Below are 23,711 nucleotides of genomic sequence, written 5' to 3'. Positions count from 1 at the left end.
AATCACTCCTAAAACATGACACTAACAATCTATCAAATTGATGCTTTTTGTGAAAAAATTTTCAAAGGCAACCCAGCAGCTGTTGTTCCATTAGAAAAATGGATTGATGATGAACTAATGCAAAACATTGCAATGGAGAATAATTTAGCAGAGACGGTATTTTTTGTAAAGGAAAATGATAGGTATGCCATCCGATGGTTTACTCCTGAAGCTGAAATTAGACTTTGTGGACACGCTACTCTAGCTTCAGCGCATTACCTTTTCGAGCACGATAATTACGAAGGAGACCTTATACATTTCCACTCTCACTTAAGTGGTCCATTGGCCGTAAAGAAAAATAATAAAGGATTAGAATTAAATTTCCCATCACAGAAACCTTCATTAAGTCAAAAACCTGACTTTTTAGAAAAAGCACTTGGGTGTAAGGTTAATCACTGTGCAACTGAAGGTATGTTTTTAGTGGCTGAAATTGAATCTGAAGAACTATTAAAAAAACTCACACCTGATTTCAATCTCATTAATAAAGAGAGCCCTGATTTAGGAATTATAGTCACTGCTAAAGGTCAAGAGGTTGATTTTGTTTCTCGCTTCTTCCATCCTGGAATTGGTATAAATGAAGATCCAGTAACCGGGTCTGCACATACCGTTTTAATTCCTTATTGGGCAGAAAAACTACAGAAAAAAGAGATGATTGCTCATCAAGTTTCTAAAAGAGGCGGCGTACTTCATTGTATATTAAATGAGGATAGGGTATTGATTTCAGGTACTGCGGTCACCTACTTAAAAGGAGAAATATACCTTTAATCTTTCAAAAAAGAATAGAAAATTTAACTACAGGTTCATCGTATTGAGTCTGTAGTTTTTTATTTCATTACAATTCCAACTTCAAAGTCCGTCAGTATATAAAATAGAGCTGATGAGGGAGAAATTAAAGGAGGAATTTCTGTCAAAATGCTAAAAACTAAATACTTAAAAAGGTTATTACTCCATTTTTCATAAGAATCTTGAAATTTCAAATGGACAAAACTACCTCCTTTATGAACAAAGTCTAACACCTACACAATTGGTGTACAATCTACATTTGCACTACTCAATGAATTATTTACTCATCATTTAATTTTTTAATAGTGCAAGTATGAAGAATAAATTACTTATCCTCTTTTTCTTATTATTTAGCTTTCTGCAAGCGATTGCCCAAGAGAAGATTATTTCTGGGAGTATTGTAGATAAAAATACAAAGGAAAAACTCCCTGGGGTGAATGTCTCTATAAAAGGAACAACCTTGGGAACAATGACCGATTTTGACGGACAATTCAAACTTACTATTCCTTCTCAGTCTACAACTTTGGTCATCTCGTTCATAGGTTACAACACTACTAACCTTGAAATTGGTACGCAAACCTACTTCAATATCGAATTAGAAGAAGACATTGAACAACTTGACGAAGTAGTAGTGGTAGGTTATGGTGTAGCGAAAAAAAGTGACATTACTGGTGCTGTTGCTTCTGTCGACACGGATGAACTGACAGTTGTTGCAACTGAAAATGTTGAAAAGGCACTCCAAGGAAGAGTGGCTGGTGTACAAATTACTTCTCCATCTGATCCGGGAGCTCAAACAAAAGTGAGAATTAGAGGAATTGGCACCATCAATAACTCAGACCCACTTTATGTAGTTGATGGTTTTCCTATGAATGACATTTCGCACCTTGCTCCTGCGGATATTGCTTCCATGGAGGTCTTAAAAGATGCCTCAGCAACGGCAATCTATGGATCTAGAGGCGCAAATGGTGTTATTTTAATCACAAGTAAAAAAGGATCTGTTCAAAGTAAACCTATTTTTACATTCAATGCTCAAGCAGGTGTGACAAGCCCAATCAATACGATTGAAATGACCAATGCCTCTCAATACGCTCAATTAAGGTTAGAAGGTGGTGGTTTTGTTGAAGGATCTGAGGAATATCTGTATTTAAAAGATATCTATGATAGAGGTGTTGAGGGAACCGATTGGCAAAACGAAATTCTCAAAAATGGTTCTTTCCAAAACTACAATTTTGGTTTTACGGGTGGATCTGAAAGTAATCAGTATAATTTCTCCACTTCCTATGTGAAAAATGATGGTATTATTGACCACAATGACCTTGAACGATTTTTTGTGAAATTGAATAATACAAGCAAGCTTTCTAAACGAATTAATTTAAGTCAGAACATTGCTTACACTAGAACGAACCGTTCTTTACTCAATAAAAGTTTTGATAACGGATCTCCTTTCGTCGTTGCTTTATGGGCTGATCCTATCTCTCCAGTTTATGATGATGAAGGTAATTATGCAAGAACAGAATGGTCCAATAAAAACAACCCCAGACGTATTGTTGATGAAGAAGAATACAAAAGAGCAATACTCAATCGATTTGTCGGATCATTAAAACTAGATGCTAATATCACGAAAGACCTTGTCTTCACTTCCAACTTTGGTGTAGATTACCAAATTGCATCACAGAAAAAATATGCTCCTGAATTCTATATTGATCCAGATGAAAACAGACCTGTTTCAGAGCTCGATGAAGATAGAAACCAAAGAACGAACTGGGTATGGTCTAATTACTTTAATTACACCAAGAAAATCAATAAACATCAATTTGGTGCCATGGTCGGTGGTGAAATGCAATACTGGGAATACAATAACGTCACCGCTACTGGATTTGATATCCCTCACAATGAAAACCTAAGGTATCTTTCTGCGGCTAAAGGATCTTACTACAACTCTTCTTCCAATCAAAATATCAGTACCATTGCATCTGGTTTTACAAGAATCAATTACAATTTTGATTCAAAATATATGCTGACTGCCACATTAAGAGCGGATGGTTCTTCTAGATTTGCTGAAGGCAACCGATGGGGTATCTTTCCGTCCTTCTCAGCAGGCTGGAATATCAAAGAAGAAAGCTTCTTAAAAGCTGTAGACAAAATAACTACCTTGAAATTAAGAGCAGGTTGGGGGCAAGTAGGGAATCAATCTTCAGCCGGGGAAAATGATTATTTAGCCGCAATGACTAACAATCAACGCTACGTCATTGACGGGGAAGTTATGGAAGGTAGAATCCCAACAGGAATGAGTAATAAGGACCTAAAATGGGAAACATCAGAAATGACAAACATTGGTCTTGATGTTGGCTTATTTGACGATGCAGTGACTGTTTCTGCTGAATATTTCATCAAAAATACTGTGGATATGATTGTCCCAATGCCTGTACCTGTTTATGTGGGAGCCTCTCCTCCTGCTGCAAATGTTGGTTCGATGCAAAATAAAGGTTTTGAATTTACGGCCAGTTATAGAAATATTAATCATGACTTCAAATGGAATATTGGCCTAAACATGACTACAATTAATAACACAGTGGTTGAATTAGGCGGTTTAGGTTTCATTGATGCAGGTAATATTGGTGGATTGGGAAGAATCACAAGAACAGAGGTGGGGCATGCAATGGCCTATTATTATGGCTACCAAACTGCAGGGATTTTTAGAACGCAAGATGAAATTGACAATCACGTAGGGCCAAACGGCGATTTACTTCAACCTAATGCAAACCTTGGAGATATTAAGTTCCTTGATTTGAATAATGACGGGGAACTCAATGACGACGACAGAACAAACCTTGGAAATTATATTCCAACTTTCACGGGATCTATCAATTTAGGAGCTGAATACAAAGGTTTTGATTTAAATATCTTCTTCACTGGTGCTTATGGGGCTAGTATTGTCAATGCTCAGAAGTTTTATATCGCTTCTTCGAAAATCATCATGAATCAAACAAAAGACTATTACGACAATAGATTCCATCCTGAAAATAATCCCAATGGTACAATGCATAGACTGACACCAGATGATCCTAACAACAACATGCGTTTTTCTGATCAATACATCGAAGATGGGAGCTATATCCGTCTTCAAAATATTCAGTTAGGATATACTTTCAATGATAATCTTAATAATAAATTGGGGATTAAAAAGTTCCGAATTTATGCCTCAGTAGACAATGCATTTACTATTACAGGGTATAAAGGATATGACCCTGCCAATATTGGCGACTTAAAAGGGGACCCACTGGGGCAAGGTGTTGACATGGGTACTTACCCTACTTCAAGAATTTTCTCTTCTGGAGTTAATATGACTTTCTAAAACTTTGAAAAATTAAGATTGAACAGAAAAATGAAATCAATAAAATATATCGTTCTCCTAGTGAGCTCCATTTTAGTAGCAAGTTGCTCATTTTTAAATAGAGAACCCCTTGGCAAAGCTGTAGACTCTCCTTCTTATTACAATGATTATGAAAATGCGAGAATGGCCATCAACGCTTGTTACAATGCTTTAGTAGTTGAAAAACCTGGTAAAACAGGAGTCTTTCAGGAATGGAACTACGGTGAAGTTATGACCGATAATGCTTGGAAAGGTGATAAGTTTTTCTCTGACGGGTTAGACATGCAAGACCTAAAAGAATGGAATGCAATTAATACTAGTAAGGTTTCCTTTAATCCTTATGATGCAATGTTCCAAACTATCCATCGTACTAATACTGCATTAAATGGTATTGCTCAATCAGATGCTTATGATGGTGTTGAAAAAGATAGATTATTAGGAGAAGGGTATTTTATTCGTGGCTATGCTTACTTCTATTTATTAAGATTATTTGGAGGCGTTCCTTTATTTACTGAACCTGTAAAGGTAGATCAAATCGGAAATGTTCAGAGAGCGACATTGGAAGAAATGACAGCACAAATTAAATCTGATTTTGAAAAAGCTGCTTCACTTTTAGGAGCTAAATCTGAAATGCAAATGGGGTTGGCAACATCTGGCGCAGCGAATGCTTACTTGGCTAGATTGATTATGTACGATATTGGCATCTACAAAACAGGTATTGGTCAGTGGTCTGATGTGCAAACTTATACAAATAAAGTGATCAACTCTGGAGAGTATTGGCTAGCAGATAACTTGGCTACCATTTGGGAAGCAGAAGGAGAAAATGGCCCAGGTTCTATTTTTGAACTACAACACGAAACTTCAAACACGGGCCCTACGAGAAACAACACGGGTACTAATAGTCCAAGAGCCGTAAACCCAAGAGGAAATAGCACCAACAAAGGATGGGGATGGGGACAACTTTGTCCTTCACAAGATTTAGTCGATGCCTTTGAAGCAGGCGATCCCCGTCTAGAATGGACTGTTGGTAAAGAAAATGATCATGCTTATGGTAAACCACAAGGACTACCTAATTTTGAAGCTCAATCGGGTTATTACATCAGAAAACTGATCATGGACCCTGCCATCAGAGGAAATAATAATACAGATCATCCTCAGAACCAAAGAAAGATGCGTTATGCTGATATTTTATTAATGCATGCTGAGGCGGCCTATCATACTGGTGACATGACAACGGCACAATCCAAATTGAATGAGGTAAGACAGAGGGCTAGAAAAATGACTTACCCTATGGGGTGGACTAAAGAAAATCCGAATGGTTATGAACCTAGAGACAACACCAATGTTCTTCCTGATATTACCGCAACGGGAGATGAATTGTTACAAGCGATATTACACGAAAGAAGAGTTGAATTGGCAGGTGAATGTACTAGAATGTGGGATTTAGTACGTACCAATAAGTATGCTGATGCTTTAAGCAAACCCAATATAGGTTACCGCCCTACAATCGATCCACAAACAGTTTCTTCTAGAATGCTATCGCATAGCATTAATGGTAATATTCCAGTTTTACCGATCCCAGCAGGTGAAGTTATTTCTTACAAACTGGAACAAAATCCAGGTTATTAAGCATACTCAGGTATCAAAAACCTTATATAGCATCGTTTATCCACTGATAAGCGGTGCTTTTTTATTGGCTCTATTTTGTAGCTATAAATTTATTTTTTGAACCTCTGAAGTCACTTCCTTAAAATTCAGTTTTATTGTTTTTGAATTAATAGGCACACTCAATTTCTTTGAGATACTATCACTTTAATATGTGATTATTACTTGTTCTAATCTATTTTTTGAAGGAAATGAATTGTCTATGAAAACCAACAACTATCCTACTGTTCATCAAAAACTCAAAATATACTTTTCCGTTTTTTTAAATTTTATAACCTATAATGTTTACTGCATTGATTATGATTTACCAAAAAGTAAGCTTTCCAATAGTGTAGTGTATTCAATTTTAGAAGACCACAAAGGCAATATGTGGGTGGGTAATATTGAAGGTCTTAATCAATATGATGGTACCAATCTATCAATCATCAACTCCCAAAACCATCTACCAGACAAAACAATAAGAAATATGGTGGAAGATGACTTCCAACGGTTATGGTTAGGAACGGACAGAGGCTTATTCCTATTTCATCCCAGAAAAAATAATTTCACCCCTTTTCTATTGAGTGAAAAGAAGTCCTGCAAGAAAATTAATACACTCCAATTATCTAATGGAATTTTATGGGTTGGAACTCCTGACGGTATTTACCTAATCGAAATAAAGAAAAAGCAGACACAACACTTCCATTATTACCCTCTAAAAGATGTGCATGAAATTTCATTGCATAAAGATGATCGTCAAAAAGTATGGGTGGCAAGCAGCGAAGGTTTATGCTCTTTACTATTTAATGGTACAATCAAAAAAACAGAACGAAAAAATAATAATTTATTTCAATTTACTCCATTAGTTCCTGTTCTTTTTACCGTGCTATTGATAGGCATTATTGTATTCAATAAAAATCAAAAAGGAGCTCAAAGGAGTACCCATAAGATTCAAACCAGCACATATTTTCCAACGCCTCAAAAAGAACCTTCCCTTACTTCTAATTGTGATCGGGAATTTTTGGATAAAATGTATCAAATCATCCTTACAGAAATTGACAACCCCAACTTCTCAGTGGAACAATTAGAAAAAAAGATGGGAATGAGTCATGCTAACTTTTATCGAAAAGTAAAACTCTTAACGGGTAAAACAGCTAAAAATGTAATGCAAGATTTCAGAATGAAGGAAGCAAGCAGGTTATTAAAAACTAAAAAATATAGGGTCTCAGAGGTGGCTTACATGACAGGGTTTAACGATCCAAAATATTTTACTAAATGTTTTAAGAAACAATATGGAGAGTTACCAAGTCAGTTTGCATAATGCTGAAAAAAGTCACTTTTTATACTCCCCTAAAAAGTATAAAAAGTGACCTTCCATTCATTCTAAAAACAATATGATTCATTAAAATATCCTATGAATTTTCTTCAGGAATGCGGTTCTTTTATCATTGCTTCCAGATGTTGTATAAGAAGAGTTGATCCATTGTATATCATTAATCCCAACTCCTTTGAGTGTCGCCTTGATAAATGCTTTTTTAATGACGTTTCCTCCAAATAAAACCAAATACCATGATGGTGATTCTGAAGTTGTAATTACTCTGGCTTTCTTAATATGAGTCAAAAGTCCTTTCAAACCAGTTTTGGTCTCTATATAAGAGAAATCCTTCAAAAACACCTTATCAATAAATCCTTTTAGCATTGCCGGTAAATCGTACCACCAAATTGGAAAAATGAAAACTAATTCATCTGTATTTTTTAATATTTCTTGGTATTCCTTCACTTGTGGATCGGTTGTTTCTCCTTTAGAATACAACGCTAAATCTTCTTCTCTAAGCACAGGATCAAAATTATCTTTATGCAAATCAATAATTTGATATTCTTTACCTTGTTCCTCTAACTTCTTGACAGCTGTATCTAATATGGCTTTATTGAAACTCCCGTGCCATGGATGTGCAAAAACGAATGTTGTTTTCATAATTTGTATTTTTTTGATTGATCTACAAATACAAAAGTATTTCACCCAACAATTGTTTTATAGGACATATGTCTAAAAAATATTTTTCCGAATTCTACTTAAATGCCGTTGGGTTATCCCAAGATAAGAGGATAAGTACTTTAATGGAATGTGTTTGATATAATCTGGATAGTTTTTAACCAAATCTTCATATCTTTTTTCGGCAGATTCCATATTCATCATAAAAATATATTCCTCTAACTTAATATACGCCCCTTCAGTCAATCGGGTATAAAAGTCTTGCCATCTCTTATCTTTTTTGATAAATACCTCAAAGTCTCTCTTGTAGAGAATCAATAACTCCACATCAGTGATAGCATGAATACTCTCTCTTGTTGGTTGTCCAGAGACATAGCTAGAAAAAGCATTGACAAAGTGATTCGGGAAAGTCAAACAATACGTCACCTCTTCTTCTTTACTGGATAAATAATAATTTCGGACTATTCCTTTTGTGACAAAACCCACTTTTTGACATACTTCTCCCTGTTCTATAAAATGTTCGTTTTTCTTAAGAGAGATAGGTTTTAACTTTTGGGTAAATTCTTCTATTTCTTTCTCTGAAAAAGAAGTGATTGACGAGACAAAGCTTTTTAGAATTTCAGACATTTACTATTAAGATCTTAATATCTTCTCCATTTTCTTTCCCTTGGACAATTCATCCACCAATTTATCAAGGTATCTTACTTGCCTTGTCAGAGGTGTTTCAATTTCTTCTACTCGAACCCCGCAAATGACTCCTTTAATCAGAGCTGCATTCGGGTGAAGATTGGCGTCTTGAAAGAAAGTAGCAAAAGTAGATTTTTCATCAATATGACTTTGCAAAGCAGCAGAATCATAGCCTGTCAACCATTCTATTACTTGATGTAATTCTTCTACAGTCCTCCCTTTCTTTTCTACCTTAGTCACATAATGAGGATAGATTGAAGCAAAAGTCATTGCTGCAATTCTTTGATCTTGAACCGCTTGATCTGCCATATTTTCTGAACTAACTGATTAAAATATTAATTTTTCTTGGTGTACACTTCCTGCCATAAAGTGATCAAATCGCTGTCATCAAATTTCAACAACAACATGGTTTCAAACTTATCGATGGAGTGATCTTTTCTGACAATAATTGCATTCATGACGGCTACTACTCTATCCTCTGCACAAACATACTCTTGTACTTCATAATTGATAGATTGGATGTTGGACTTGAAATGCGTTAAGAATTCAAGGTAGCTTTCATAGTTCACCTGATATTCTCTGCCATTTACTTTCACTACAAAATCAGGAGCAAAACATTGAGCAATGTCTGACTTAGTGATGTGTGTTGAAGAGAGTAAGTGTCTTTGATTCCACTTCAACAATTTTTTAGCTAAATGTTCCTTTTTCATTTTTAAAAACTCCTTTTATCAAATAATTAAGTATAGTTACTGAAAGATAATGAAAATTAAACTTCTTACTTGTTGAACACCCCTGTAATTAAGGTACGTTAAGGTTAATTTAAAATTGGAGTAAATAATAATTGATGATGCGTCCTTCAAAATCTGATTAGCTTAATAAGATCTATTCTAAAATAGAAACTAGGATTTTGTTGCCTCACCTTAGCACACAAAATGTAGACCCCTCAATATCAACCTCATACTATTAAAAAAAGAGTAAATAAAGGCTATTTCATATTGAATATTGTTAATAAAAAACAAAATCTCATGGACCTTTCTATAAAAAGAAACTCCGTTGTAATGCTTACCTTTGTAGCTCAATTTCTCTAGGAACAAGATTATGGAAAATAAGACACTCGTCAGAAAATACAATGTACCAGGACCTCGATATACAAGTTATCCTACGGTACCCTATTGGGATAAAGATCCTACAATTGAAGAATGGAGTCAACATGTCGCAGATGCCTTTTCAGCAAGCAATGCAAAAGACGGTATCAGCCTGTACATACACCTTCCATATTGTGAGAAACTTTGTACTTTCTGTGGATGCAACAAAAGAATTACCATTAATCACTCTGTGGAGGATTCTTATATTGACGCCCTTCTAAAAGAATGGCAAATGTATATTTCAATTTTTGGTGAAGAGCGTCCAAGGATCAAAGAGATTCACCTTGGTGGTGGAACACCTACATTTTTCAGCCCTGAAAACCTTCAAAAATTAACGAACGGTATTTTTGAGTTCGCTGATAAATGTGAAGATGCTGAATTGGGCTTTGAGGCAAATCCTGTCAATACAACAGATGCTCATTTAGAGGCACTTTATGAAGTTGGGTATACTCGTTTGAGCTTAGGAATCCAAGATTTTGATCCTACGGTTCAAAAAGCAATCAACCGTGTTCAATCTTATGAACAAGTAGAACACGTCACAAATAAAGCAAGAGAAATTGGCTACACTTCTGTCAATTTTGATCTTGTATTCGGTCTTCCTTTCCAAAAGTTGGAATGCGTGAAAGATACGATTGCAAAATCCAATGCACTTCGACCTGACCGTATTGCCTATTATTCCTATGCTCATGTACCTTGGACCGCTCCAGGACAAAGAGGTTTCTCAGAAGAAGACCTTCCTTCTAATGAAGAGAAAAGAGCATTGTATGAAGTAGGTAAAGAGATGTTTGAAGAAGCGGGGTATGTAGAAATCGGAATGGACCACTTTGCTTTACCAACGGATGCATTGGCTATTGCGGCTGATAAAAAGGCATTGCATAGAAACTTTATGGGCTATGCTCCTACTTATACGCAATTGATGGTAGGTTTAGGATGTTCTTCTATTTCTGATTCATGGACTTCATTTGCTCAGAATATCAAAAAAGTAGAAGACTACAAAGCTACGATTGAGGAAGGAAAATTACCTATTTACAGAGGGCATATTCTTTCTGAAGAAGACTTATTGGTGAGAAAACACATTTTGAACGTAATGTGCCACTTTGAAACTACTTGGGATGAAGAAACAGGTCAGCTTCCATTATTCAAAACATTAGGTGAGAAACTGGAAGAAATGATCAATGATCAATTGGTTGTTTTGAGTGATAATAAATTAGAAGTAACAGAAAAGGGACGACCTTTTGTTAGAAATATTTGTATGACGCTTGATGCTAGAATGCTTGTGGCTAAACCACAATCGAGAATTTTCTCATCAACGATATAAGTAGATGACACTAGTTTGAAAAATAGAGGTAAAAGGAAAAAGTGATCCTTTTACCTCTTTTTTTCAAAGATTATTTTCTTTGATTTACTCAGCAGCTGCTTCAGCCTCGCCTTCAGTAGCTTTCACTACTTCCTCGGCAACAGTTGAATCCGCAACAGCGACAGTAGAATCTGCTTCAGCAACTTCTGCTTCAACAGCTTTTACCTCTTCTTTTGCAACTTCAACAACTTCTTCAGTTGCTTTCGCTTCTTCTTTGTTTTGTTCAGCTTGACCACACGCAATCACCGAAAATGCAACGATGTTTGCAATCAATAGATGTTTGATCTTCATAGTAATAATAGTTAAGTTAGATTGAAAAGTTGGATAAAAAGTAATTCAAAAAATCACCTATCCATATTGGTATATAACAATTATTTCTCCGATTTTTACAACTATAACGATTACACTATGTTACATAAAGTGCATTTTTTATTCACTATTTTTTTTAAATTTATTTAACAAACATGGACTCACTCACTCAAGTGGTACTTGGCGCATCGGTAGGTGAAGCGGTATTAGGAAAGAAAATAGGAATCAAGGCGGCTATTTTCGGGGCTATTGCAGGTACAATTCCCGATTTAGATGTTTTGGCTTCACCATGGTTTGATGCTGTTGAAAAGCTGATGTACCATAGAAGTATTACACATTCATTTCTATTTTTCATTCTTGCCTCTCCGGTTTTTGGTTATCTCACCCACAAGTTCTTTGGTAAAGAAAAAGATACCTTAAAAGATTGGACACTACTGTACTTTTTAGGTTTCCTGACCCATGCACTTTTAGACACCTGTACTACCTGGGGAACACAACTGCTCTATCCATTTACGTCTTATGGATTTGCCACTTATTCTGTTTTTGTAGTAGATCCGCATTATACTGTACCATTCCTCATTCTACTGATTATTGCTCTTTTCAAACCCAAAACTTCCTCAATCAGAAGAAAGTTGAATTACTGGGGGTTAGGAATCAGTACTTCTTACTTGCTTTTAGGTTTTATTCTTCAACATCAAGCCAATGAAGTTTTCAAAAAGAATATTGAGGAATTAGGGATTGAATATCAAGATTACATTACTAAAACTACCCCGCTAAATACCTGGCTTTGGGCCACTACCTTCAAAACAGAAAATGGTTATTACACTGGTTTTTACTCTGTTTTTGATGAAGATAAAAAGGTACATTTCAACTACTACCCTCATCATCATGAACTTTTAGAAGAGTTACCTGAAAATGATAAAACAAATAAATTAATCTACATTACAAAAGACTTTTATATCGTTGAAAAGCTAGAAAATGAATATCTTATTAAAGACCTTCGTTTCGGTACTTTTGACGGTTGGAGAGGCAAAGAACAAGGTAAATTTGTATTTACATACCACATTATACCTCAAGAGGACGGAAGCTTAAAGTACACTGAAACAAACTACAGATTTAAGCCTTCCAATGAATACATTAAAGCATATATAGGTAGAATGTTTGGGCAGAAGTAAAATTACATTTTTGAAAACTCTTACTATTTGTTTAGAAGGTTTACTAAACATTAGGACAATTTGTCAGTTTATACCTTTTAGTATAATAGTTGTTTAAACAGGTAAAAGTGTCAAATTAAATTATACAAAATGAATAGTAGAGCTTTAATATTCCTAGGGATAGCTTTCGCCTTCTTACTAGCGATTGATTTATACGCCTTCAAAGGAATTCGTCTTATAACAGAAAATAGTAAAACGATCTACAAACAACTATCTACCCTATTGTTTTGGTTAGAAAGTCTTGGTATTTATATGGCTATTGGCTGGATGGTACTCAATATGGATAAGTTTAGAGATCCTGCGTTTACCAATACTATTTTTACAATTAATGCCTTTATTTTAATGTCATTGGCCACCAAGTTAGTATTTAATATTTTCCATGGAGCTGATGATCTAGCCTTTTTAGGGAATAGATTGGTTCATTTCTTTAGTAATGGCTCTTCAGATAGTGTCAACTCCAACGGTACTCCTATTTCAAGAACTAAATTCTTAACTTTATTGGGTGCTGGCTTGGCGACAGTTCCACTTGGAGCATTTGCGTATGGTCTAACAAAAGGACGTTTCAATTTTAGAGTAATTAGAAAGTCGTTATCCTACCCCAACCTCCCTGATGCATTTGATGGGTTGAAGGTCATTCATATTTCAGACATTCATATTGGTAGTTTTCCAAAAGGTCATGATTCTGTGTCCAAAGCAGTTAAAATGATCAATGATCGTAATCCTGACGTTATTTTCTTTACAGGGGATCTTGTCAATAACTATGCTTCAGAAACAGATGGCTGGGTAGAAGTTTTCAAACAGCTCAGAGCAAAAAAAGGAATGTACTCTATTTTGGGTAACCATGACTATGGTGATTATGTACAATGGAATTCTCCAGCGGACAAGAAAGCCAATCTTGACCTTGTGAAACAAAGAAACAGAGACATGGGGTTTGATCTTTTACTAAATGAAAACAGAACATTAGAGATCGACGGCGAAAAAATAGGCATTTTAGGGGTTGAAAACTGGGGGTTACGCCCATTCCCTCAATTTGGTGATATCAATAAAGCGAATGAGGGCTTAGAAAATATTCCTTTCAAAATATTACTTTCTCATGATCCATCACACTGGGATGCTCAAGTGCTCGATCATAAAGACATGGACCTTACTTTAGCAGGTCACACTCATGGTATGCAGTTCGGAATTGAGATTCCAGGGATTAAGTGGAGTCCTGTTCAGTATAAATACCCTCGTTGGGCGGGTCTTTACGAAAAAGGCAAGCAAAAGCTTTATGTTAACCGTGGTTTTGGCTATCACGCTTATGCTGGAAGAATCGGTATGGATCCAGAAATCACTGAGATTACACTTAGAAAAGAAGCGACAGCCTAATCATAGGAATCCATGATTGAAATGGCGATGATTCATTATCACGCCAACATTTATAATCAATTGAGCCCTTGTTCATATTAAATTGGACAAGGGCTTAATATTTGTCAATAAAACCGTATGACATCTTTTCCATAACAAGGTAATAATCATTGTCACCCTAAATAGAAATAATACAACTTACCTTTGTGCGGTTTGTTATAATAGCTACTCAACAAAAATATTCAATCATGGATTCAATTTCGGGGAAAACGAAATACTTATTAGGTATACAGCATGTATTGGCAATGTTTGGAGCCACTGTTCTTGTCCCTTTTCTGACTGGTTTAAATCCAGTTTTAGCACTATTCACGGCAGGTATTGGGACATTGATATTCCATCAAGTAACCAATAAAATAGTACCTGTTTTTCTAGGTTCATCTTTTGCCTTTATTGGCGCCATTAGTTTAGTCTTAAAAAATGAAGGACTAGCCTCAGTGAAAGCCGGAATCATCGGAGCTGGACTCATTTATGTCCTTATGTCTTTTGTGATTAAGAAATTTGGTGTAAAAAGGGTACAATCTTTCTTCCCCCCTATTGTTATTGGACCTACAATAATGGTCATTGGATTACGATTAAGTCCAGTAGCGTTAAGCATGGCGGGCTATAATGATGGCAAATTTGACAATCAAAGTCTTCTCATTTCACTGTCAGTCATTGTTACCATGGTCATTTCTTCCATGTTGAAAAATTCTTTCTTCAGATTAATGCCAATTCTTATTTCAGTAACAGTAGGCTATACTCTCGCCGCTATAATGGGAGTAGTAGATTATACAGCTATTGAAAAGGCCAATTGGATTGGGTTTTCGAGCGAAACCATTGATCAAATTCTTACAATACCTACTTTCTCACTTTCTGGTTTCTTCGCCATCGCTCCAATTGCTTTGGTTGTATTCATTGAACACATTGGAGACATCACCACCAATGGTGCTGTAGTGGGTAAAAATTTCTTCAAGAAGCCTGGTATCCACAAAACAATGCTTGGTGATGGCTTAGCAACAATTATTGCAGGTTTCTTTGGAGGTCCAGCCAATACCACTTACGGTGAAAATACTGGAGTATTGGCAGTCACAAAAGTTTATGATCCCGCAGTGATTAGAATAGCTGCTGTCTTTGCAATACTACTAAGTTTGATTGGAAAAGTAGGTGCGGTATTACAGACAATTCCTGTTCCTGTAATGGGAGGTATTTCTATCATATTATTTGGAATGATTGCCGCAGTTGGAGTACGAACTTTGATTTCTGCAAAATTGGATTTTGGACATTCTAGAAACCTTATTATAGCAGCATTGATTTTTGTTTTAGGAATTGGAATTAAAGAAGTTGCTATTTACAATACCATTTCAGTTTCAGGGTTAACAATTGCAGCACTAATGGGTGTGTTGCTCAACAAACTCCTCCCTAAAGACATTTAAGCAAGTAAAGAAAACAAAGTGATATTTTAGTTGTTTCAACAAGAGCTGTATTTCATATAGTTATCAATAAAGTACAAAGCCTTCATTATATTCTACAGTATAGTGAAGGCTTTAATGTTAAATAACAGATTTTAAGAGGTTTACGTTTTGTTATATTTAAATAAATGTAAATAATTACCTATATTTTCAATAACAATATTATCTCTAGTTTCTCGTGCTTAATCAATTAACTATGAAATCACTAACTCTTATTATCGCTTTATTGTATTTTACAAACCTAGTTGCTCATGCACAACGAACTTCATACAAAGAGATCACAGTAGATCAATTTGACGATTATGAAGCCTTTGTCAATTCCCCTCCTCCGCATATTACGGGGAAAGGAATTAAGAGTGATTCGTTGTCTTATTCAAACTTAGTTTATGAATACTATGAAGCCGAAGATCAGTATTATGCCATAGAAAGCTGGGCCGACTATTATTATTGGTTATCGAAAAAGTATACGTATTTATTCAATAAACCTGAGATTTTCGAGCATTTCTATAAGATGAAAGATAACGTACAAATGATAAAGTATTTATCCTTCAACTACTCTGTTTGGCATTTTCCGTCTTCGATTAAAATCAAACCTCATGAAGCCTTGGCTACTCATGAAAACAGGTTATCTATCTCTTATCATATCATCAAATCAGAAGATGATATTGAATACATGGAGGATCAATTGAAATTAAAAAAAGAAAAGTTTCAAGAGGTTTCTTTAAAGCACTAACGCTTTAATCTTTTCATTTTGAAGGCGGATTCGAATCCATTCTTGTGTACGTTGCGTTAACTCTTCGCTCTGTTTTATTTCCTTTTTGAATTCTTCATCCAATTCTAGAAGTAAAACAGGGCTTTTAACGCTTATAAGGCTGTCTCCCTCCCAAGATTGTATTTTGATATCGCTAATCGCAAAACGTTTCACCTGAGGAAATTGGAAATGAATTTCTTTAGAAAGTTGATCGAGGTGTAAAGTATCTTCTTGTTCTTTGGTGAGATTGAAAATCCGCTTTTCCAGTAATTTTATTTTTAAATCTTTATCCTTAATCAACTGATCATTTTTAGTATAAATGTCTTTCAGCAGATTCACATGAAGTGCATTACTATATTGTGCAAACTTTTTATCAATATCAACGTCCTGTCCATCTTCTTGATGTATTCTCACTTCAGTCTTTTTCGTAAACGGGAATAGCTCGTCTTCTTTTGCAGAAAGGCCATACCTTGGAATCATTTCATTTAAAAAGACAATTTGTCCTTCATCAATTTTTTTTCCCATATAGTACAAGTCAATTACGGAGAGAGAATCAGAATAAGTGACTTTGTTCGTCAAAAGTTCGCTTCCTTTGAAAGCCGTATTCTCCTTGATAAAAGCATCAACAGCAATCTTGAAACGTGTCTCTTGTATTACATTAAAAAAGATGACAGCACTTGGACTGACCACAATAATTAGAAAGGCAAAAAGAATGGATCTATATCTTCTATATCTCGCTCGATCAATAAAAGTCTTTACAGGAAAACCTAAAAACTTCACTACAATGTAAGTAGATAGACTGATGAAAACGGAATTAATGAAAAATAAATAAAAGGCACCTAAGAAGTAGCTATACATGCCCGTTGCCAATCCATACCCGGCAGTACACAATGGAGGCATTAATGCTGTAGCGATCGCAACCCCTGGAATCACATTACTTTTCTCTTTTCTTGAACCAGCAATAATACCTGAAAAACCACCAAAAAAGGCAATAAACACATCAAGAATAGTGGGTTTAGTTCTTGCTAAAAGTTCTGACTGTTCCAAGTTTAATGGCGTTAAAGCAAAGTACAATGTGGAAGTGGCCAAACTGATAAAAACAGCAATACCTATGTTTTTTAATGCCCTTTTCATCATATCAACATCATGGATACCAATGGCGGTGCCAATCCCTAAAATTGGTCCCATTAGTGGAGAAATAAGCATGGCTCCTATGACTGTGGCTGTTGAATTAGCGTTTAGACCAATGGAGGCGATAAGTATAGAGAAAATTAAAATCCAGGCCGCATGACCTTTAAAGCTGATATCCTTTTTGATTCCTTCAATGGTTGCTTCAGGGTCAGATCCTTCTCGAATACTTAAAGTTTCAACGGCTAGCTTTCTAAAAGCATACATAAAGTTTCTAGTACTCGTCTCACTCATACTGCATTAGTTTAATTTGGCAATAATCTCAGTGCATGATAAAGTCTGATGGTTTAGAAAATAGCATGCCCTAATTGACTGTAAATAAAGCGTACAATTCAATTACAAATCAAGAATTTAAGTATTTTTTTATTTACACTAAAATTTGAGTCTTATAATTTCGAAATACCTTGATAATTTATTAGATTCTAAATGAACATTAAAAGCGTATTTGTAACCAACACAAGGGAGAATTAAGGATTTACTTTTTAACGTTGAAATTGTGAATTTTAATAAAAAATATGTTCTATCACCATTAGCTCACTATTATGAAAAAGACGTATACCAAAGGAGTTATTTCTGTACTATGGGAACCTGAAAAATGTATTCACTCCGAAAAATGTTTCAAAAGCTTACCAAGGGTATTTAATCCAAAACGTAAACCTTGGATCGACTTGGAACAATCAACGGATGAAAAAATTATTGAAACTGTTCGGAATTGCCCCTCTCAAGCCTTATCATTAAAAGAAGAAACTGTTGAGGATACTCCACTGACTGAGGTTCAAGTATTAAAAAATGGGCCTGTACTTGTCAAAGGTAAAATAAGCATTGAAATTGACGGTAAAAAAGAAGTATTGGATCAAAAACAAATTGCACTTTGCCGATGTGGTGCATCGAATAATAAGCCGTATTGTGATGGTACTCATAGTAAAATTAACTTTGAAGCTCCATAAAATAACCCGCTCACAACATTACACACTCGTTGATTCGTTATAAGTAACATATTAACTCGTTAACACTTGTTTGAATCAGCTTAATATGTTACTTTTGTTAGATTGATTAACAGCTATAAACCTCATTATTTCTTTTAATTTTGTTGTTTTTAGACAGAAAAGAATAAATATTATAATCAATCTTTTTGTAGACTAATTTATAAACCTCATCATGGCCAATATCAAAAGCCTAACATTGGAAAACTTTAGAGTTTTCAAAGAAAGTACAACCTTCAATTTTTCTCCTCTAAATGTTCTTACTGGAACAAATAGTAGCGGTAAAAGTTCACTATTTAAAGCATTACTATTATTACAAGATAATGGCATAAAAAATAGATTAGAAGAACTTGACTTTCGAGGATCTTACCACAACCTTGGCAATATTTCTAAGGCGAGAAACCATGATACAGATGAGGGAAAACCTATAAAATTTATATTAGAATTTGCTCCACAACCTGGAATTGCCCCTTTCAAAAAGTTTGAATTAGGACAACGAAGCATTTCAATCGCCTATACTGACCTTGAAAACGTAGAAAGTTTACAGGATTTACTCCAAACTCCCAACTGGAAAAATTGGATGTATTTCTTGAGAGGTATTTTAATCAATAGAGCACAATTCATGATCCGTCATATTCAGAAATTGACACGATCAAAGGAAATCGAGAGTACAAATACCATCAAAAATCTACTTCATCAATTGCTTCATATTGCATTTGAAGAAAGAATTACGGTTGACAACATCGAAAAGCTGTTTGAAAAAGCGGCTAAGATATATGATATGCTAAAGGAACTTGAAATTCCTCTTGAGGATAGTTTTAAGATTCCGAAAAACCTTTCTGGGGCCTTCTTTGCAGACTTAATCAAGAAAGCTTGGTATGAGGAACATAGAGAGCATGAACTCAGAGGGATCAAAAAAATAAAACACCTTACTGAGGCTACAGTTACTCCACTCAGAGATGCTGAGGAAACAAAAGCACATAATGAAAGGTGGAAAAAAGTAATTGAAAAAAATGATATTACTGATGTTGAGGAATTAAGATCAGCTTTGATTTCTTGGTTAGAAATGGACATTCCAATGTCTTCGTTGGTGAGAGATATTTTAAATATCAACTCCAAAGAAATCATCTACACTTTTAAACCTGTAGGCGTTAATACAACAGAGAGCTTATTTTTAGAATTACATTATGATAGCAAAGAAGGAAAGCTTTGCCACATTGAATTAGCCTATAGAGAGCGTTTTACAAGAAAGAAAAAACTAATCTACTCTCCATTGAGCAACGGAAGTCTACATTATGTGGGCTCTGAAAATGGGAACAGCTACTTATTAGCTGCAGGACATAGAGGTGATTATTTCAAAACGGATGGAGAAATTCCTGTATTTACCAGCTTTTTTGATCTTCAAAACTTGTATCAATACGGTGCAGGAATGGACTTAGAAGCTCCGGCTCAAAAGCACTTTTCGATCAATAAAGATAAATTAAAAAAGGCCTTAGGTGAAATTGATGAGAACTTATTAGATGCTGTAGCAGAAGTAGCTCATAAAAAACTAATGGTACTTCTTGGCTCTCGATTGAATTCATTTATGACTGAATTCCAGCCTAAAGTCAAAAAAATAAATAGTTTCAAAAAAGACGATCTTGTACGTCTTTTAGCGGAAAGAAAGGAAGACGGTAAAGGGTACAAAGTTGCATCATTAGGATTCTTATTAAGAGATTTACCATTATTAGATCATAATGATCGTAAAATTCTTGATCGAAAAGAGGCCTATAACTCTTTGGAAGAATTGGATTATTTACCTGAATTACCTTTAACAAGTGAACAATATGCTAAACTGTTTGAAGTAAATATTGATAAGATACTTCAGAGTGGTTTCTTAAAAATGATAGAAGAAGGTGTCAGTGGTATTAAACACATCTTCAAATCTTGTGGTAAGTTATTCAATTTTGGACTATTAGAAGCTCAAAGAGGTAGTACAAAAAGGATTTTATTGCATACAGAAGGCAATGTCTTGAGTGACCTCCTTTTTGAATTTGGCAAGAATGCAGACGAAAAAGCAAAGGAGTTTGTCAAGAAATGGATTCAAGAATTTGAAATTGGTCACGATATTCAGATTAACTCCGTTAAAGGAATTGCTTCTGATGTGATTATTACCAACAGAAAAGGACATGCTTTAGACCTTGCAGACCTTGGTTATGGCATCTCACAACTCCTTCCTATTCTTCTTAAAATAGCATTAAATGACCACCGTTCACTATTAATTGAGGAACCTGAAACCAACCTTCACCCTCGATTACAATCAAAATTAGCTGACCTGATCATTGATGCTTCTTTACGTTATGAGACGGATTTCTTAATTGAAACACACTCAGAATATTTAATCAGAAAATTACAATACTGGACCGCCAAGCGAAAAATCACACCTTACCAGTCTAAAATATACTACCTATATAACCCTGAAAGGGTACCTGAAGGAAAATCTCAAGTGGCTTTACTCAACATCTTAAAAGATGGAGAACTCGACAACGAGTTTGGGGAAGGATTCTTTGATGAAGCGGATAATATTGCTATTGAGCTTTTCCACTTAAAACAAATCTAATAACCTGCTACTGAATCAAAAAACTATGGAACGTATAACAACTTACGCAAATATAAATTCTCTGACAGATTTCTTCCGAAAAAGACCTTCATTAGAAGATCAATTGGATGATATGGATTGGAGTAAATCGTGGATGGATTTTTACTCTTTCCTCAACAAACAAGCTGACTTAAGGCTAGACGTAGATCCTACGCAGCTTTCTATGATGAGTAAGACTAATCCATATATTAAGAAAATGCTTAAAAATGCTTCTTCGGGAGGTTCTTCACTTCGTTGTGAAAAAGAAGCATTTGACCAACTAGATGAAATAAGTCAAAAAACAATGCCTCAAACCATGTTCTTTTTAGATAAGAGTAATACAGAATGTGAAGACCTTGAGAAGAAATATGGCTTGATAACGCTCAATCCAAGTCGTATTAAATCTAAGGCCGGGTTCATGTTCAATTGGTCTCTTTATAATGTCACAAAGGACAGAGGAGCAGTGAAAAGGTTTGAAAAATGGAGTCAATTGGAGCGTTTCCGCCACCCTCATAATTCAATGGTGATTATTGACAATTACCTTTTGAAAGACCTCGGAGAAATGGAAGAAAACTTAATTCCAATGCTAGACGCTTTGCTTCCAGAGGAATTAGAAGTGACTTTCCAATTGACATTAATCTCAGTTGATTTAAGAGATAAACCTGCTTCTATGAAAAAATACATAGAGTGGGAATTGAATAAAAAATTAAAAAGACCTTATCAGATTGAAGTTTGTGTCATCAAGACAGAGAGCAATAAAAACCATGATAGAAATATTTTCACTAATTACTTATGGATGCACTCAGGTCACTCGTTTACTTACCTAAGAAGGCAACAAGTAAGTAAAAATACCAACCTGATGCTTTTCCCTATTTTCTATCAGCAAAAGGATTTTCAATCCTATTACGAGGATGAACCAACTTCTACAGAAAGTAAAAGTTCAGTTTGGGAAGCCGTTCATCAGCGTATTAGAGAAGCTAGATATATTATTAAAACGGCCAGTCAAAGTGCTCATGGTGTTGGGGGTGATTTAAAAAACCCTATTATTATGGGAAATAAGACGGCATAAAAAAATGTCACTTTTCGAAATGGAAAAGTGACATTTTTATTTATAACTAAGATTCTGAATCTTCAAAAATCTTTCTTTGACGTGATCGAGTCGATTCTTGTCTTGCTTTCTCGATTTTTTCTTTTTGTTCTACACTACAAGGGTAGTCAAAAAGGCAATCTTCTTTGATATGCTCTACCACTACTTGAGGGACCATATCTTCCCATTCATCACTTCCAGATTTAATTAGTTCCAAAACTTTATCCGAAATGATATTTAAGTTTTTGACGTTACAATTCTGTAAATCTTCAATCTTACCATTATCCACCATGGCTTGGAATAATGCTTTTTGCTCGTCGGCCAGATGAATCGATTTACTTGTCATCAACTTATCTGATTCAAGAGAATCTCGTTGAAGAGAAGGATAAACATAAAGCTTGATATTTCTACCGAATAAGAAACCAAATGCTTCCAAAATACCTCCTTTAAGATGATTATAATATTCTGGAGTGAAGATATATTCTAAGTTATACATACCTACAGCTACACCAATCTTCTTACCTCTAGTGAATCGAGATAGATAGTTTGTCAAGCGGTAATATTCTTGATATTTCGAAATCATTACGGTATAACCCAATGAACAAAGCATATCAACTCTATCCAAGAAATCATTTTCGTCCTTCTGACGATCTTCCGATATTCTGAGGTTTTCTAATGTCAGCTCGGCAACCGTTACGATATTTTTTTCATCTACTTCAGGATCATTCTTAAAATGTTCAAAAGAACGTTCCATCATATCAATATTGACTTTGGTAATTGGCCTGAAACGACCTCTGAGTACCAAGATGTTTTTCTTATAAAGGAAATCCTGAGGAAGTGCTACTTGACCATCAGGGCCGAACATTGTAGTCTTTGCCAGTCCGTTTTTCACCAACAATAAACTCAATAATCTATTATCAACATCCAAAAAGTCAGGACCACTTACTCTCACGTAATTAACAATGATCTTATGGATATTCAAACCATCCATCAATGAACTTAAGAATTCATCTACATCATCTGTCTTATAAAAACATGCATAAATCAGGTTTACGCCTAAAATACCGATTGTTTCTTGCTGTAGTAATGGATCGTTATCCTTTAATTCCACATGTAATACTACTTCATTTGGAATTGTATTAGGACGGTTTTGGAATCGAATTCCTAGCCAGCCGTGCCCTTGATTTGTTCTGTTGAAGTTTAGTTGTTCTACTGTATCAGCAAAAGCGAAGAACCTTGTTTCATCTTTTCGTTTTGGAAGTCTCTCTCCTAATAAACGAAACTCCTTTTTCAACATTCTTTCAACTCTACTTTGGCAAACGTAACGTCCGCCTGGCTCAGGTCCGTAAATTGCGTCAGAGAACGACATATCATAGGCCGATATGGTTTTGGCAATAGTACCTGATGCAGCACCGGCTTTGAAGAAGTTTGCAGCGACATCTTGTCCTGCTCCAATTTCTGCTAATGAACCATAAACCGATGAATCAAGGTTTATTTTGAGTGCTTTTTCTCTTGTTGTTAATGTGTTGAAGTGCATAATGAATTAAAGAATTCTAGTGCTCAAGTAAACCAACAATTCCAATCAAAACTTTAGGTAGTGTGTTCTGATTCTAATTGCCTTATTACTCTTAGTATTTATGTCTAAAGTGCGTTTTATCTTTTCTCGATGAAAGATGTCTATAACGA

Annotated in this window: 19 protein-coding genes; 12 read left to right on the top strand and 7 right to left on the bottom strand. The window is 35.2% G+C overall.

The genetic code is table 11. The annotated features are described in order from the left end of the window. The first annotated feature begins 15 nt into the window (after positions 1-15). From PL77_RS02850 to PL77_RS02830, 4 genes are all read left to right on the top strand, one after another. The gene (locus tag PL77_RS02850; RefSeq protein WP_044201440.1) at positions 16-804 is read left to right on the top strand and encodes a PhzF family phenazine biosynthesis protein; all 789 of its coding nucleotides are present in this window, start codon (positions 16-18) and stop codon (positions 802-804) included. Positions 805-1,135: 331 nt separating this feature from the next. Beyond that, positions 1,136-4,177, top strand: a complete 3,042-nt coding sequence (locus tag PL77_RS02840) for a TonB-dependent receptor (protein WP_044201436.1) — start codon at positions 1,136-1,138, stop codon at positions 4,175-4,177. Between the two features lie 30 nt (positions 4,178-4,207). Continuing rightward, positions 4,208-5,824, top strand: coding sequence for a RagB/SusD family nutrient uptake outer membrane protein (locus PL77_RS02835; protein ID WP_044201433.1), 1,617 nt, complete (start codon positions 4,208-4,210; stop codon positions 5,822-5,824). 238 nt (positions 5,825-6,062) lie between these two features. Further along, on the top strand, positions 6,063-7,160 hold the full coding sequence (locus tag PL77_RS02830; protein ID WP_044201430.1) for a helix-turn-helix domain-containing protein: 1,098 nt from the start codon (positions 6,063-6,065) through the stop codon (positions 7,158-7,160). Positions 7,161-7,241: 81 nt separating this feature from the next. Here the strand turns inward: PL77_RS02830 and PL77_RS02825 are convergent, their stop codons facing one another. The 4 genes from PL77_RS02825 to PL77_RS02810 form a co-directional block, all read right to left on the bottom strand. Further along, the gene (locus tag PL77_RS02825; protein ID WP_044201428.1) at positions 7,242-7,814 is read right to left on the bottom strand and encodes an NAD(P)H-dependent oxidoreductase; all 573 of its coding nucleotides are present in this window, start codon (positions 7,812-7,814) and stop codon (positions 7,242-7,244) included. A 72-nt stretch (positions 7,815-7,886) separates the two neighbouring features. Then, positions 7,887-8,459, bottom strand: coding sequence for a Crp/Fnr family transcriptional regulator (locus tag PL77_RS02820; protein ID WP_044201426.1), 573 nt, complete (start codon positions 8,457-8,459; stop codon positions 7,887-7,889). A 6-nt stretch (positions 8,460-8,465) separates the two neighbouring features. After that, entirely contained in the window at positions 8,466-8,828 is a 363-nt protein-coding gene (locus PL77_RS02815) for a DUF2200 domain-containing protein (protein ID WP_044201423.1), read from the bottom strand. Between the two features lie 26 nt (positions 8,829-8,854). Beyond that, complete coding sequence (locus PL77_RS02810) at positions 8,855-9,229, bottom strand: nuclear transport factor 2 family protein (protein ID WP_044201421.1); 375 nt, start codon at positions 9,227-9,229, stop codon at positions 8,855-8,857. Between the two features lie 388 nt (positions 9,230-9,617). Here PL77_RS02810 and hemN point away from each other — a divergent pair, with 388 nt between their 5' ends. After that, positions 9,618-10,982 (top strand): oxygen-independent coproporphyrinogen III oxidase, encoded by a 1,365-nt coding sequence (hemN, locus tag PL77_RS02805; protein WP_044201419.1) that lies wholly within the window; start codon positions 9,618-9,620, stop codon positions 10,980-10,982. 84 nt (positions 10,983-11,066) lie between these two features. Here hemN and PL77_RS02800 read toward each other — a convergent pair whose 3' ends face one another. Next, positions 11,067-11,312 (bottom strand): hypothetical protein, encoded by a 246-nt coding sequence (locus tag PL77_RS02800; RefSeq protein ID WP_044201418.1) that lies wholly within the window; start codon positions 11,310-11,312, stop codon positions 11,067-11,069. Positions 11,313-11,485: 173 nt separating this feature from the next. Here PL77_RS02800 and PL77_RS02795 point away from each other — a divergent pair, with 173 nt between their 5' ends. The 4 genes from PL77_RS02795 to PL77_RS02780 all read left to right on the top strand — a co-directional run bounded on the left by PL77_RS02795 (position 11,486) and on the right by PL77_RS02780 (position 16,132). Then, positions 11,486-12,505, top strand: a complete 1,020-nt coding sequence (locus PL77_RS02795; protein ID WP_044201416.1) for a metal-dependent hydrolase — start codon at positions 11,486-11,488, stop codon at positions 12,503-12,505. A 129-nt stretch (positions 12,506-12,634) separates the two neighbouring features. Then, positions 12,635-13,912, top strand: coding sequence for a metallophosphoesterase (locus PL77_RS02790; protein WP_044201414.1), 1,278 nt, complete (start codon positions 12,635-12,637; stop codon positions 13,910-13,912). Positions 13,913-14,139: 227 nt separating this feature from the next. Beyond that, positions 14,140-15,363, top strand: coding sequence for a uracil-xanthine permease family protein (locus tag PL77_RS02785; RefSeq protein WP_044201412.1), 1,224 nt, complete (start codon positions 14,140-14,142; stop codon positions 15,361-15,363). A gap of 232 nt (positions 15,364-15,595) precedes the next feature. Continuing rightward, positions 15,596-16,132 (top strand): hypothetical protein, encoded by a 537-nt coding sequence (locus tag PL77_RS02780; RefSeq protein WP_044201410.1) that lies wholly within the window; start codon positions 15,596-15,598, stop codon positions 16,130-16,132. On the opposite strand, the gene PL77_RS02775 is transcribed toward PL77_RS02780, so the two are convergent. After that, entirely contained in the window at positions 16,121-17,572 is a 1,452-nt protein-coding gene (locus PL77_RS02775; protein WP_052444120.1) for a DUF389 domain-containing protein, read from the bottom strand. The genes PL77_RS02780 and PL77_RS02775 overlap by 12 nt on opposite strands. A 308-nt stretch (positions 17,573-17,880) precedes the next feature. Here PL77_RS02775 and PL77_RS02770 point away from each other — a divergent pair, with 308 nt between their 5' ends. The 3 genes from PL77_RS02770 to PL77_RS02760 all read left to right on the top strand — a co-directional run bounded on the left by PL77_RS02770 (position 17,881) and on the right by PL77_RS02760 (position 22,007). Then, a complete protein-coding gene (locus tag PL77_RS02770; protein WP_044201408.1) occupies positions 17,881-18,285 on the top strand; it encodes a (4Fe-4S)-binding protein in 405 nt (134 codons plus the stop codon). Positions 18,286-18,496: 211 nt separating this feature from the next. Then, complete coding sequence (locus PL77_RS02765) at positions 18,497-20,920, top strand: DUF3696 domain-containing protein (protein WP_044201406.1); 2,424 nt, start codon at positions 18,497-18,499, stop codon at positions 20,918-20,920. Positions 20,921-20,945: 25 nt separating this feature from the next. Beyond that, on the top strand, positions 20,946-22,007 hold the full coding sequence (locus tag PL77_RS02760) for a hypothetical protein (protein WP_044201405.1): 1,062 nt from the start codon (positions 20,946-20,948) through the stop codon (positions 22,005-22,007). A gap of 46 nt (positions 22,008-22,053) precedes the next feature. Here the strand turns inward: PL77_RS02760 and PL77_RS02755 are convergent, their stop codons facing one another. Continuing rightward, positions 22,054-23,562: a hypothetical protein gene (locus PL77_RS02755; protein WP_044201403.1), complete on the bottom strand. Its 1,509-nt coding sequence runs from the start codon at positions 23,560-23,562 to the stop codon at positions 22,054-22,056. Positions 23,563-23,711: the final 149 nt, after the last annotated feature.

Source organism: Flammeovirga sp. OC4 (genome assembly GCF_000812565.1).
In the GTDB taxonomy this organism is placed as follows: domain Bacteria; phylum Bacteroidota; class Bacteroidia; order Cytophagales; family Flammeovirgaceae; genus Flammeovirga.
The sequence above is the reverse complement of the archived record's forward strand: the minus strand, read 5'-3'. Positions and strand labels throughout refer to the sequence as shown.